Raw genomic sequence first — 12746 nt, forward strand, 5'->3', positions numbered from 1 at the left:
GCTAGCGTTAGCTTTATATCAACTATAGCACTAATGAGATTAATGTTGTTTTGATAATTTATGATAGGATCCATTTTCATATTTTTAGGTATTTGTTTGATAATTATTTCAAATATAGGGGTGATCAGATTTCCTGATTTCTATACTAGGTTACATGCAGCAGGTATTACAGATTCTAGCGGTGCAACGTTATTGTTAATTGGTTTTGCTTTGCAGAATGGATTTTCAATCAATACTGTTAAAATAGTATTATTAATTTTTATAATATGGGTAGCTAACTCAACTAATAGCTATATTTTAGCGCGCACTCATTATAAAGTTAAGAAAAAAACTGTTAAAGAAGGCTAAGGTGTTAGAAATATTAAATGTAGTGTTACTTTTGTTGTTACTAACAGTTACGGTTTTTATAGTTTTCTCGCGACATTTAGTCGTAAGTGCTGTTCTAATGTGTGTATTTAGTTCACTGATTGCGCTTATATACTTAATTATGAATGCACCTGATGTTGCAATTACTGAAGCTTCTGTTGGTGCGGGGCTCAGTACAGTTTTTACGTTTGCAGCACTCTCCTTGATAAAGAATCATAAAGTAAATCTATCTCATAACCCTATAACGCTTTTTTTTATGTTATTTCTGGCTGTATGTTTGTCATATTTTATGATTCAATTGCCAGATTTTGGCAGCCACAATGCTCCGATCCACTTGCATGTTGCTCCTTATTATGTGGAAAATACCGAAAAAGCTACCGGTATTCCTAATATAGTGACAGCTATTTTGGCAAGCTTTCGTGGTTATGACACGTTTGGAGAAACTATAGTAGTTTTTACTGCTGCGCTTTGTATAACGTTGATATTAAAAGAAGAAAAAGAAAATGATTAAAGATCCGATATTAAATGCAGTAACATTTTTGATGATACCTTTTATCATTTTATTTGGTTTATACATACAATTTCACGGTGATTACACTCCGGGTGGAGGTTTTCAAGCAGGAATAATTATTGCCTCCGGGATAATATTATATTCAATGCTATTTGGTGTATCTACAACTCTAAAAGCAATACCTTATTCTGTGATTAGATTGACTAACGTGTTAGGTATTTTAATTTATGGAGGAACGGGCGTTGCAACAACTTTACTTGGCCAAAATTTTTTATCTTATGATATCTTGTTAACCAATAATAGAACCGGTCAAAAATTAGGTATTTTTTTGGTGGAATTAGGTGTAGCATTTACTGTCTGCTCCTCTATGTTAATTATATATATAAATTTTGCTCGTAGGAAAAAACAATGACTTTATATAATTATACGATTATTATTGTATTAATGGTGCTAGGTTTATATATTATTATAAACGATAAAAATTTAATCAAGAAAATGATAGGGGTAAGCGCCTTCCAAGCATCTGTTTTGTTATTTTACATATCTCTAGGATATATAAAAAGTTCCTTGCCTCCTATATTGGTTTCAAATTTTTATTCATATAGCAATCCTATACCCCATGTTTTAATGCTTACTGCTATAGTGGTTGGAATTGCAACATTTTCAGTTGGATTATCCATAGCAGTAAAAATGGAAGAAAAGTATGGAACAATTGATTAAGACAAGTGTACATAAATTAACAGTATCTTAAACTATATGAAGTAACAAATAGCCACAAGTTAAAAGTAAAATTATAGACTTGCTCGTTGTAAGTTTGTTTGTTAATAAGAAATAAAATTATAAACTATAAAGGTAATGATGTCAACTATTAATGATGCAGAAGATAAGAAAAAAATTATCAAAGATCTGGTAACTAAGAGTATAAAAAAGGGTGGTTTTATCACCTTTGATGATATAAATGATAAATTATCAGATGAAAATTTTTCGTCTGACTTTATAGATGATGCTATATCTTTATTGCAGGATTCCGGAATTAATGTGCTTGAAAGTAGCGAAGATGAAGAAGATATTCCTTCCAACAGTGATGATAGTAAACTTGATGATGATGACACATCGCCAAATGTTACTGCAACTTTAGTACAAAATGATGATCCAGTGAGGATTTATTTACAAGACATGAGCTCCGTAAAGCTTTTATCAAGAGCAGATGAAATCGAGATAGCAAAAAAAATTGAATCTGAAAAGCATAACATGTTACGTGCAATAATTGAAACATCAGTAACATTAAAGGTGATAAAAGTATGGCGTGATGATTTAAGTAATGGAGCTCTCTTACTGAGAGAAATTATAGATCTGGATGCAATTTATAACTCTGATTTTAATGTGGTACCCAAAGAAGAAAGTGAAGAGAGTGAAGAAAGTGCTGAAGATGTTGAGGATTCTGAGGATGTTTCTGAAGATGCTGAGTACTGTAGTGATGATGAGAAAGATAGTAAAAGAAGTGATGATGAGAAAGACGGTAATAATGAAGATATAAGTTCAGTCAATTTAAATGTTTCTATTCTTGAAATGGAAAGTGACTTATTGCCAAAGGTCATAGTTGCATTGGATGAGATAATTACTTTAACAAATGAAGCGTTGATATTAAGAAAAAATTCTAAAAATTTCTCTAATGAGCTAGAAAATTTGTATAATCAAATATGGTCTATAGCATTACAAATTAAGTTAAGTGATGCTGCTGTTGCCAGAATTACACAAGAACTTTATAAGATAAATAGATCCATTACGCTTGAAGAGGCTAATCTTATTGCTGAGGCTAGAAAATACGATATCGATAGAGAAAGTTTCTATAAAGTTTATGATGACGTGCTTTTAAAGCACGAATTGAAAAAGATAAGTCTTTTAAAGATCAATGAAAATCAGTCCTCTTTTACAGGTGAATTAAAAAACAAATTTTTAAGGTTTATAGACGATAACTCTGAACATATAGCTAGTACCTTGAACGGTATTAAGCAGCATATACAGGAAGATAACGTACAAGAATTTAAGGAGCTAATCAAGAGAATACAAAAACACGAACGAGAAGTCTCTGAAGCAAAGCAAGAAATGATTAAGGCTAACTTAAGGCTAGTAGTTTCCATTGCTAAGAAGTATTCAAAAAGAGGCCTTGATCTGCTTGATTTGATACAAGAAGGCAATATTGGTCTTATGAAGGCCGTGGATAAGTTTGATTACAAACGTGGATATAAATTTTCAACTTATGGCACTTGGTGGGTAAGACAATCAATCACTAGAGCAATACCTGAGCAGTCTAAAGTCGTTAGAATACCAGTTCATATGGTGGAAATTATCAGTAAAATCAACAGAGCATTAAGAAAGATGACTCATGAGATGGGAAGAGAGCCGACGTTAGAGGAATTGAGTGTAGAACTGACAATGCCACTGGAAAGAATACGCAAAGTTATGAAAATAGCAAGGGATCCAGTAAGTCTTGAAGCTCCAACAGGAAAAGATGATAGTAGTACCTTTGGTGATTGTATAGAAGACAAGCGAGTCTCCAGGCCAGAGGATGCTGCAATACTTGCTGACTTGCGTGGCATTACAACCAATGTTCTTGCAACTTTAACACCAAAGGAAGAAAGAATTTTAAGAATGCGTTTTGGCCTTGGTAAAGATGGGAAGGAACATACCTTAGAAGAAGTAGGAAAAATTTTTAATGTAACACGTGAGAGAATTAGGCAAATAGAGGCAAAAGCACTGCGCAAGTTGAAACATCCAAGCCGTGCTAGAAAACTTAGAGGGTTCTTTTAAGTATACGTGTCAAGTTAAGAAGAAGCTGATTTTGCCCGGAAAAAGTGGAGAGCAAGTTAGGCCAAAGTTGTATAATTTCACCGCTATTTTTCTTTTTCTATGAATCTAATGAAACAACATGCTAATCTACGGTAAATATTATGACAAACAAAAATGACAATTCTAATTCAAAGTATAGAAATTTTTATGTTCTGGGTGATAGCTTATCCGATAATGGCGCAATCATTGGAATTTTAAATAATTTATCCTTTGCAAAAAGCGTAAAATTTGATGATCCTTTTTATCAAGGAAGATCTTTTAGCAATGGCCCTACTGCTGTTGAATATATAGCAAAATATTTAGATTTAGATGAATTTAAACCTGGGTGGAGTTATTCATTTTTTGGGAGATGCCACGAACAGCAAGGTCAGAATTACGCAGTTTCATATGCAACAGCATCTGAAATTTTTGACCCTATTTTTTCTTATTTCTTCAATAAATTTCGTTTAGCTAACCAGCTAGATGCGGTAATTAAACATCATCCAGATATAGGTAAAGAAGATTTATTTTGCATCATAATCGGCGGAAATGATGTTATGGTTGCCACTGCTTATGACGATACTAAAGCGGAAGAAGTGTTGGAACAAGCAGTGAGTGAAATATGTAATGCACTTAAGGTTCTAAATGAACATGGTGTTAAGCATGTAGTTGTTGCAAATGCACCTGAAGTTGGCTCAATACCAGCTTTTAATAGAGATGAAGAAGCAAGGGAACTAGCTACAAAGCTCACGGAGAGTTTCAATGCAAAACTGGCTAAAGGCTTAGATTATATGAAGAAAAGTACAAATCTTGAAATAAAAGCATTTGATCTTAACTCTAAAATGAGAAGTATGTTTAGCGAATACAAGAGCAAAGGTTTAAATTGTCAAGATGCATGCACATCGAACATTGCAGACCAAGTTGGGAGATTTAAAGAAAATATAAAAATACTCTTAAAGTTGATATTTAAAGGGGAACTTGACGTTCACTATAACCCTGGGTGTAGCAAAGAAACACTAAAGGATTATTTCTTTTTTGATTATTTCCATCCAACTGCGGCACTTCATCATGAAGTTGGTAATGAAGTGTATGAGTTGATTTGACACAGTTTTTTGAACATATCCTTTTAAATAGTAACCAGACTGCATTCTGTGATTTTTAGCAAAACACGATCTTTCATTTGAGCTTTCTTCAATTTAAAATAAATACAGAAAATTGCTGCCTATAGCTAAACTGACTTAGATTTACCGATAATTTGAAAAACCGTCATCCCGCTACTATATAGTTATTGATATATATTTTCTTTTAAGCTCTTGGTTTTGATCGATAAATGTAATCATTTCATCTTCTAAAGTTTTAATTTGATTACGTAAAATTGCAAGAAGTTCCTCTATTTGTTTGATTATAGATGTATCAGTTACCTGTTGGATTTGGGTTTTTTGTATTTTTGCTATTTCTACAAGTTGGTTTCTACGAGATAATTTTTGTTTCAAGCAATCAATATTACCATTACTAACTGTTAAAGGAGTAACACGCATATCTGTATTATTAATATAACGTGAGATGATACTGCAGTCTATTTTATCAGTTTTTGTAGTAATACCAAGGCTTTTAGCATAGTCTCTCCCACCTTGGTTGAATGACGTACACCTCAAAACCATTGCTTAGTAAAGTATAGGCACATAATTTTTCGTATCCACCAGTTGCCTCAAGACCAATTTTGGTTACATTATGCAAACGTAAAAAGTCCAGCATTTCATCAATGGATTGTACATTGTTTTCAAATATTTTATAATGCTCAAGTGGGTGAATGTGGAGATCTAATTTACTTTTGCTAACATCAATGCCAGCAATAATGTTTGATGAATTCATAATTCCTCCGTAATAATAACATATACTGCATTTTCCAGCCTTATATACGAGCCTAAAAGCTCAATCAGTTGTTCGGAACTTTCAGTATAATAAACCAGAGAAGAGAACCTTGCTGAACAACGATTCTTATAATCAAGGGGCGTGACGATTCCTCTTCTCTGTGTGTCTTTAATCTCACTACTTTGATATTTATAAAGACTTGTTCTTAACATATAAGGGAAGTGTCCTCTAGGTGAGATTGTGGAGCATTCGTTGCAGCACTTGGCTGTTCAATTACGCTAGTTGATTCTTTAGGTATACTATTTCCTTCAAAATTTCCATCTTTTTATTATGTTCTCTTTAGCATTTTGAGAGTGAATTATTCTAGTTTTGATATTTAAACGTTTTGTATCTGCTGTAATGATTTCACTTCCAGTTTGCTATTCTTTACATATTGAATTGCAAGCACTAACGCTTTACTTCCGGAAGCTGTGGTGCTGTAAGCTATATTTTGCAAAATAGCAGTTCTCCTGATATCTTTGCTGTCTGAGACTGACTTTACACCTTTTGAAGTATTAATCACTAGATTTATTTTTCCATCTTTGAGCATATCAACTATGTGGGGTCTGCCTTCTCTTACTTTATTTACAGCTTGTGCAGCAATGCCGTTATTGTTCAGATACGAAGCTGTGCCTTTGGTGGCATATATTTCAAAACTCAGTTCTTTCAACATTCGTGCAACTGGCAATATATACTTTTTATCATCATCTTTTACTGAAACCAGAGCTGTTCCTTCTGTTGGTAACTTGTATCCTGCAGCCATGTGCGTTTTTGCAAGTGCAGCTTCAAATGATGAGTCAATTCCCATCACTTCTCCTGTTGATTTCATTTCAGGACCAAGTAAAGTATCAACTCCTGCAAAGCGGGTAAATGGAAAAACAGCAGCTTTAACTGCAAAATGATTGAAAGGCTTGTTTTCCTGATTCAATTTTTTACCCAAAATAACCTGAGTGGCAAGCTTTGCAATAGGAATATTGATTACCTTGGAAATAAAAGGAACGGTTCGACTAGCCCTTAAATTCACTTCAAGTATGTATACATCACTAGACCTCTTGCATAACTCGATTTCTGAAGGCAATTTTGTCGTCAAAGCTTGTCTGCGCTCCTCAAATACATTCGAGTATTCTGTGGTGCTCATCTGCACTTTTCCTAAAGATTTCTCATCACAAACAGGTTCTGCAAGAGGTCTATTCTCTTGAACAGCAAACTGAATGTTTATCAGACCTTTCACTTTTAATGCTAATGCTATTCTCTCAGTTTGGAGCTCGATCTCTTTTATTACTTCGTCACTCAATGTATTTGTCGGTATTGAGCATGTTGAATCACCAGAGTGGATACCAGCTTCTTCAATATGCTCCATGACCGCTGCAATGAAAACTTTTTCCCCATCACATACAGCATCAACGTCAACCTCAACTGCATTGACTAAAAATTTATCAAGAAGCAGCGAACCATGCTCAAAGATTTTAGTTTGATCTAAGACGTACTCTTTAAAGCTCTGAGTATCGTGTCTAATCGACATAGACTGACCGCCGAGGACATATGATGGCCTGACTACTAGTGGAAACCCCACCTTTTCTGCGTTGGTTAACGCTTCTTCTACTGAATGGCAGATAGAATTTTCAGGTTGTTTTAAATTAAGTTGCAAAGCAAGGTTTTTAAACCTCATGCGATCTTCTGCAAGGTCAATAGAATCAAACGAAGTTCCCAGAATTTTGAAACCTCTCTCGTTAAGCACTTTGGCTAACTTTAAAGGTGTTTGACCGCCTATTTGAACTATTACACCAACCAGTGTGCCATTTTCTTGCTCTTTACTTAGTATTTCAAGCACATCCTCTGCAATGAGTGGTGCAAAATATAAACGATCAGCGGTATCGTAGTCAGTTGAGACAGTTTCGGGATTACAGTTGATCATTATTGTTTCATACCCCATTTCTTTGGCGGCAGAAGCTGCATGTACGCATGCATAATCAAACTCAATACCTTGACCAATGCGATTTGGACCACTTCCTAAAATGACAACCTTTTCTCGGTCAGAAATATTCGCCTCACATTCCGTTTTATTTTCAACATCACCCTCATAGCAGCCATACATATAAGCAGTGCTCGATTCAAATTCAGCTGCACAGGTGTCTACGCGTTTATAAACTTGTTTAATGCCAAATTTTTTTCTTATTTCTTCGATTTGTTTTACTCGATCTCCAGCGTGTAACGCTGGCTGGATCCCAGTGTCACGCACTGGGATGACATTAGAGGGTACTGGAATGACAGAGGTAGGTCTATTACTTAACTTTGCTAATCTTGCATCTGAAAATCCCATTTTTTTCAGCTCTAACATTTCGTACGCAGTTCCAGGAAATCCATTTTCCTTGATTTTTTGTTCAGTTAATATAATTTGCTGTATATTTTGCAGAAACCATAAGTCATATCCTGTAATCGAATTTATTTCTTCTATGCTAATTCCGTGGCGCATTGCGTCAGCAGCAATCAGTAATCTGTTTGGTAGCAATTTTGCTAATTGAGATTTTATGTGATCAATATCAATGTTCTCAGGAAATACTTCATCAAGTCCTGTAAAATCAGTTTCAAGTGAACGGAAAGCTTTCTGTAGTGACTCATTAAAAGTGCGGCCTATAGACATCACTTCTCCCACTGATTTCATGGAGGTTGATAATTCACAATTCGTCCCCTTAAATTTCTCAAACTCAAATCGAGGAATTTTAGTGACGATATAATCAATCACTGGTTCGAATGCTGCTGGTATTATTGGAGCACAGTCGTTACGTATTTCGTCGAGCGAATAGCCAATAGCAAGTTTAGTTACAACTTTTGCAATAGGATAGCCTGTTGCTTTCGAAGCAAGTGCAGAAGAACGAGAAACCCTTGGATTCATCTCAATCACAACGAGGCTTCCATCTTCTTTAGGATTCACTGCAAATTGAACATTTGCACCACCGGCACTAACATCAATTTCTCTCAGCACTGCTATAGATGCATTTCTCATCTGTTGGTATTCTACGTCACGCAGAGTCAAAGCAGGAGCAACCGTAATACTATCTCCGGTGTGCACTCCCATCGGATCAACATTTTCTATCGAACAGACTATTATGCAGTTATCTTTACAATCGCGGATAACTTCCATTTCATACTCTTTCCAGCCGATAATTGATTCATCTATCTGAACTTCATTTATTGGCGAAATTTTGAGAGCACTTTCTGCGATATTGAAAAACTCCTCTTTATTATATGCTATGCCACTACCTGCACCACCAAGAGTGAATGATGAACGAATGATTGCTGGTAATCCAACGTAATCCAAAGCCTTTTTTATTTGTTCTTGATTTTTTATAATGATACTTTTGGGGTATTTCAGTCCTATTCTATCCATGGACTGACGGAATAACTCTCTATCCTCTGCTTTTTTTATTGCTTCTCTATTTACCCCTATTAATTCTACGTTGTATTTGTCTAACACTCCATCATCTGCAAGTTTTATTGCACAATTGAGCGCTGTTTGCCCGCCCATTGTTGGCAATATTGCGTCTGGCCTCTCCTTAATTATAATTTTCTCTATGATTTCAGGCAGTACCGGCTCAATATACGTCGCATCAGAAAACTCAGGATCTGTCATTATAGTTGCGGGGTTGGAGTTAACCAAAATGACTTTATAACCTTCGCTTTTTAATACTTTACAGCTTTGCGTTCCGGAATAATCAAACTCGCATGCCTGACCTATAACTATTGGGCCTGCTCCTATTACTAATATAGATTCTATATCTGTGCGTTTCGGCATAATTACAATAACGGTCTCTATTCAAGTAATGTTACCAATCTTTCCTGTATATGTGAATTTTTATTAAACCTATTAGCTAATTACTTTTAGGCTTGACGCATAACTGTACGAACATTGCAATTTGCGTGGCAGATTCCAGTGCTTGACACACAGCTGTACAAACATTCATTTTTGAAGGTAAATTGCACAGCAAATGATGTCATTCAAGTAGCTGACACTGGTTCCTTTATGACGGCAGTGCCCAGAGGTGTCATCCCAGTCTGGGATCCAGAAAACTTAACTTTAAATAAGTGGCTGCATAATAAAGACTAGATTCCAGACTGGAATGACACCATAGAGGCACTGGGATGACATCCTTCCTAGTGGAGATTACTCTCAAATCACAATGTTCATACAATTGTGGGCTTAACGGTATCTTTGCAGATACTATGGTAATTTATTCGGGAGATTTGCTGAGCGGTAAGATTTTTCCTGATATGCTGCAGTCTTCAGAAGCTAATTCCACAAATTTATCTGTTAGTTTATCAGGTGACACCAATTCAGATCCAGGAAATGCCTGCTCACTACCCACAGGTCCTTCCGTGTATACAGCATTTACACATAATTTTGTATGTTTTGTCTCAGATGCATATATCTGCACCATTATTTCTAGTGCAACTTTACTTGCAGCATACGGCATCCAATATGGATAAGAGGAAGGAGAAAGTGTCACTTCTGAGGTCATGAATATCGCTCTTCCAGCATTAGACTTTTTTAGCATTGGATCTAAGTTTTTTAGTAAGTACCAATTGGCAGTAAAATTTGTATTCATTACGTTCTGTAGCTCTTCAATCTCACAGTCATGAATGGGGTTCAGTTTGCCTAAAATTCCAGCACACGCAACTAATATATCAAGTGCTCCAGATTCTGATAATTTCAGGCTTTCTATCATGTTTGTCAGTATCTTTACATTCTCAAAGTCTAAAAGATCAAGCTGAATTAGTTTCACAGAGCCTTCTTTAAATTCTTCAAGCTCTTCAATTTCATTATATAGTGGCTTGAGATTATCAAGAGATCTTGAAATCAGAATCACACATGCACCTTCTCTTATAAACCTTTTTGCAACAGCAGAGCCTACTCCACCTGAAGCTCCGGTGATTAAAGCTACTTTACCTTCTAACTTACCCATTTCTTTCTCCTTAGCGAGATTCATTGAAATATTTTAGCTGAAAATTGAATTTTGCTCCATATATAAAAATCAAACTTAGCATATAAAAAAATAGTAATGACACTACCACACCACCTAAACTTCCATATATCAAATCCAGTTGGTCAAAGGAAGCTTTTAAGTATTGCTTAAAAGCTGAAGCAGAAATCGTCCAAAGAATAACAGCTACACAAGATCCAGGAAATACGTCTGATAAATTTTGTTTTATGTTTGGCAACATAAAATATAGCCAAGAGACTACTGTGAAAAGTACAAATTCAATAAGTAAATACCTAGTATAACTTAGTCCCTGATAGGAAAAATCAATTAGCATTGGTACTAGTGTAGAAAACACTATAGTTAGAGTTATAATAAGCGTGATTACTAAAAATTGTAATATACTTAGTACTCTTCTTAATATATAAGGCGGCAAAACCGGAACTTTATAGGCCTTATTGAGTATTGTTCTAAGCCCTTCAATTGTCGATGAAGCGGTCCAAACAGCACCTACAATTGCTAAAGTTAGTAAGCTTTGCGGCGGGCCTGATATTATCTCCCTAATACGCGGCATCAAAGATGATAAAATATCCTGTGGCATGTTATCAATGATAAATACCCAGCCAATGTTGTACTGGTCTAAAAAATTTGCAAATGTTGACGCCACAGCCATTAAAACGATGAGAAAAGGAAATATTGATAACAGAATTAAAAATGATAAATACCCTGCATGCTCCACTCCATCATTATAAATTGTGTCAATCAAAGCACGATAAAGACAATAAACGATGCTGTAAAATTTCTGTGGCACTGTAATATAAACGAACCAAGAAAAGTATTCTAAATGAAATAAAGGATACTTTTAAGCAAAAAAATCCTCACCATTTACTTAAATTTAATCAAAATGGTAGATAATCCAGCATTAAATAGAAATTATCGGAGGCATAATGAAAAATTTTCTTCTACTTGTGGCATTAATTCTCTCCTTTGCATTTGATGCAAATGCTCCTCCTACTACTTTTGTTGATACAAATGATACAACATCATCGGTGATATGCAAGATAATAGGCTATACTCATGGCATAGGTGGACCAATGATCACAATAGTGATAATAGGTGCAGCGTTGCTTGCAATATTCGGCAGAATGCCGTGGCCAGCGCTTTTTGCACTCGGTGCATTTACTGCTGTGTTTTTTGGCGCTCCTGTAGTCGTTTCAAAAATAACACCAGGAGGTGTGATTTGTCAAAACGGTGCAGTAGCGAATAAGCCATAGAAATTATTGGAGGCATAATGAAAAATTTTCTTCTACTAGTGGCGTTAATTCTCTTCTTTGCATTTGATAATGCTTTTGCTAGCAGTGTTACTGATGACGCAACGTCAAATACAATATGCAAAATAGTAGGCTATACTCACGGCATAGGTGGACCGATGACCACAATAGTAATAATTGGTGCAGCATTGCTTGCAATATTTGGCAGAATGCCGTGGCCAGCGCTTTTTGCACTCGGTGCATTTACTGCTGTGTTTTTTGGTGCGCCTGTAGTTGTTTCAAAAATAGTACCAGGCGGTGTGATTTGTAAAAATGGTGCAACTGCTTGCCCTGATGGTAAAGTATGGAATGCAACAACAAATACATGCAACTAGGCACTAAAATTTCAGAAAAACATTAGCTAAATGGTGCTCCTTAAAGGAGCACCATTATTCCACAATTGTATAAATGTTGTCCAAGTGAATAACACTGAGATCCGGGAATTTTTATAAACTGATAGGATGACAAATTTACTAGAACCCTCACCATTTACTTAAATTTAATCAAAGCGATAGATAATCAAACATGAAACAGAAATTATAGGAGGCGTAATGAAAAATTTTCTTCTACTTGTGGCGTTAATTCTCTCCTTTGCGTTTGATGCAAATGCTAATACTAGTGGTGGCACCACCAACACCGTTTTTGTTGATGAAAGTGATATAACATCATCAGTGATATGCAAGATAATAGGCTATACTCACGGCATAGGTGGGCCGATGATCACAATAGTGATAATAGGTGCAGCTTTGCTTGCGATATTTGGCAGAATGCCATGGCCAGCGCTTTTTGCACTCGGTGCATTTACTGCTGTGTTTTTTGGCGCTCCTGTAGTCGTTTCAAAAA

General features: G+C 35.5%; 14 protein-coding genes and 1 pseudogene. 10 read left to right on the forward strand and 5 right to left on the reverse strand.

All coding sequences use genetic code 11. The features are described 5' to 3' along the window. Nucleotides 1-60: 60 nt before the first annotated feature. The 6 genes from mnhG (at nucleotide 61) to OZD62_RS01840 (ending at nucleotide 4809) form a co-directional block, all read left to right on the forward strand. Nucleotides 61-348, forward strand: coding sequence for a monovalent cation/H(+) antiporter subunit G (gene mnhG, locus OZD62_RS01815; RefSeq protein WP_006279703.1), 288 nt, complete (start codon nucleotides 61-63; stop codon nucleotides 346-348). 1 nt (nucleotide 349) lies between these two features. Beyond that, nucleotides 350-877, forward strand: coding sequence for a DUF4040 domain-containing protein (locus OZD62_RS01820; protein ID WP_015589497.1), 528 nt, complete (start codon nucleotides 350-352; stop codon nucleotides 875-877). After that, the gene (locus OZD62_RS01825) at nucleotides 870-1289 is read left to right on the forward strand and encodes a Na(+)/H(+) antiporter subunit B (RefSeq protein ID WP_006279705.1); all 420 of its coding nucleotides are present in this window, start codon (nucleotides 870-872) and stop codon (nucleotides 1287-1289) included. Before OZD62_RS01820 ends, OZD62_RS01825 begins: the two co-directional genes overlap by 8 nt. Continuing rightward, nucleotides 1286-1597, forward strand: coding sequence for a cation:proton antiporter subunit C (locus OZD62_RS01830; protein WP_275019312.1), 312 nt, complete (start codon nucleotides 1286-1288; stop codon nucleotides 1595-1597). The genes OZD62_RS01825 and OZD62_RS01830 overlap by 4 nt, the downstream gene beginning before the upstream one ends. A gap of 138 nt (nucleotides 1598-1735) precedes the next feature. Continuing rightward, nucleotides 1736-3688: an RNA polymerase sigma factor RpoD gene (rpoD, locus tag OZD62_RS01835; RefSeq protein WP_275019313.1), complete on the forward strand. Its 1953-nt coding sequence runs from the start codon at nucleotides 1736-1738 to the stop codon at nucleotides 3686-3688. Between the two features lie 140 nt (nucleotides 3689-3828). After that, the gene (locus tag OZD62_RS01840) at nucleotides 3829-4809 is read left to right on the forward strand and encodes an SGNH/GDSL hydrolase family protein (protein ID WP_275019314.1); all 981 of its coding nucleotides are present in this window, start codon (nucleotides 3829-3831) and stop codon (nucleotides 4807-4809) included. 180 nt (nucleotides 4810-4989) lie between these two features. Here OZD62_RS01840 and OZD62_RS06235 read toward each other — a convergent pair. The 3 genes and pseudogenes from OZD62_RS06235 to carB all read right to left on the reverse strand — a co-directional run. Beyond that, nucleotides 4990-5578 (reverse strand): annotated as a pseudogene (locus OZD62_RS06235) (IS110 family transposase); the annotation flags it as partial. Further along, nucleotides 5575-5790, reverse strand: a complete 216-nt coding sequence (locus OZD62_RS01855; protein ID WP_080717592.1) for a hypothetical protein — start codon at nucleotides 5788-5790, stop codon at nucleotides 5575-5577. The pseudogene OZD62_RS06235 and the gene OZD62_RS01855, both read right to left, overlap by 4 nt. 164 nt (nucleotides 5791-5954) lie before the next feature. Then, nucleotides 5955-9410: a carbamoyl-phosphate synthase large subunit gene (gene carB, locus OZD62_RS01860; RefSeq protein ID WP_138265033.1), complete on the reverse strand. Its 3456-nt coding sequence runs from the start codon at nucleotides 9408-9410 to the stop codon at nucleotides 5955-5957. 138 nt (nucleotides 9411-9548) lie between these two features. Between carB and OZD62_RS01865 the strand changes: the two genes are divergently transcribed. Then, entirely contained in the window at nucleotides 9549-9722 is a 174-nt protein-coding gene (locus OZD62_RS01865) for a hypothetical protein (RefSeq protein WP_167471214.1), read from the forward strand. Nucleotides 9723-9846: 124 nt separating this feature from the next. Here the strand turns inward: OZD62_RS01865 and OZD62_RS01870 are convergent, their stop codons facing one another. Continuing rightward, entirely contained in the window at nucleotides 9847-10602 is a 756-nt protein-coding gene (locus OZD62_RS01870) for an SDR family oxidoreductase (protein WP_022626173.1), read from the reverse strand. Further along, nucleotides 10589-11404, reverse strand: coding sequence for a YihY/virulence factor BrkB family protein (locus tag OZD62_RS01875; protein ID WP_274979346.1), 816 nt, complete (start codon nucleotides 11402-11404; stop codon nucleotides 10589-10591). Before OZD62_RS01875 ends, OZD62_RS01870 begins: the two co-directional genes overlap by 14 nt. Nucleotides 11405-11540: 136 nt before the next feature. Between OZD62_RS01875 and OZD62_RS01880 the strand changes: the two genes are divergently transcribed. From OZD62_RS01880 to OZD62_RS01890, 3 genes are all read left to right on the forward strand, one after another. Then, a complete protein-coding gene (locus tag OZD62_RS01880) occupies nucleotides 11541-11867 on the forward strand; it encodes a TrbC/VirB2 family protein (RefSeq protein ID WP_010081966.1) in 327 nt (108 codons plus the stop codon). Between the two features lie 17 nt (nucleotides 11868-11884). Then, on the forward strand, nucleotides 11885-12238 hold the full coding sequence (locus tag OZD62_RS01885; protein WP_275019315.1) for a TrbC/VirB2 family protein: 354 nt from the start codon (nucleotides 11885-11887) through the stop codon (nucleotides 12236-12238). A gap of 216 nt (nucleotides 12239-12454) precedes the next feature. Next, the coding region (locus OZD62_RS01890) for a TrbC/VirB2 family protein (RefSeq protein WP_275019316.1) at nucleotides 12455-12746 on the forward strand (292 nt) is incomplete at its 3' end.

It is taken from the genome of Wolbachia endosymbiont of Drosophila seguyi (assembly GCF_028981765.1).
Lineage (GTDB): Bacteria > Pseudomonadota > Alphaproteobacteria > Rickettsiales > Anaplasmataceae > Wolbachia > Wolbachia pipientis.

What these genes read in the sequence shown, in the direction of transcription:
- mnhG (WP_006279703.1), top strand. Translation starts at nt 61, where the DNA reads ATGATAGGATCCATTTTCATATTTTTAGGTATTTGTTTGATAATTATT.
- OZD62_RS01825 (WP_006279705.1), top strand. Translation starts at nt 870, where the DNA reads ATGATTAAAGATCCGATATTAAATGCAGTAACATTTTTGATGATACCT.
- OZD62_RS01830 (WP_275019312.1), top strand. Translation starts at nt 1,286, where the DNA reads ATGACTTTATATAATTATACGATTATTATTGTATTAATGGTGCTAGGT.
- rpoD (WP_275019313.1), top strand. Translation starts at nt 1,736, where the DNA reads ATGTCAACTATTAATGATGCAGAAGATAAGAAAAAAATTATCAAAGAT.
- OZD62_RS01840 (WP_275019314.1), top strand. Translation starts at nt 3,829, where the DNA reads ATGACAAACAAAAATGACAATTCTAATTCAAAGTATAGAAATTTTTAT.
- OZD62_RS01855 (WP_080717592.1), bottom strand. Translation starts at nt 5,790, where the DNA reads ATGTTAAGAACAAGTCTTTATAAATATCAAAGTAGTGAGATTAAAGAC.
- carB (WP_138265033.1), bottom strand. Translation starts at nt 9,410, where the DNA reads ATGCCGAAACGCACAGATATAGAATCTATATTAGTAATAGGAGCAGGC.
- OZD62_RS01870 (WP_022626173.1), bottom strand. Translation starts at nt 10,602, where the DNA reads ATGAATCTCGCTAAGGAGAAAGAAATGGGTAAGTTAGAAGGTAAAGTA.
- OZD62_RS01880 (WP_010081966.1), top strand. Translation starts at nt 11,541, where the DNA reads ATGAAAAATTTTCTTCTACTTGTGGCATTAATTCTCTCCTTTGCATTT.
- OZD62_RS01885 (WP_275019315.1), top strand. Translation starts at nt 11,885, where the DNA reads ATGAAAAATTTTCTTCTACTAGTGGCGTTAATTCTCTTCTTTGCATTT.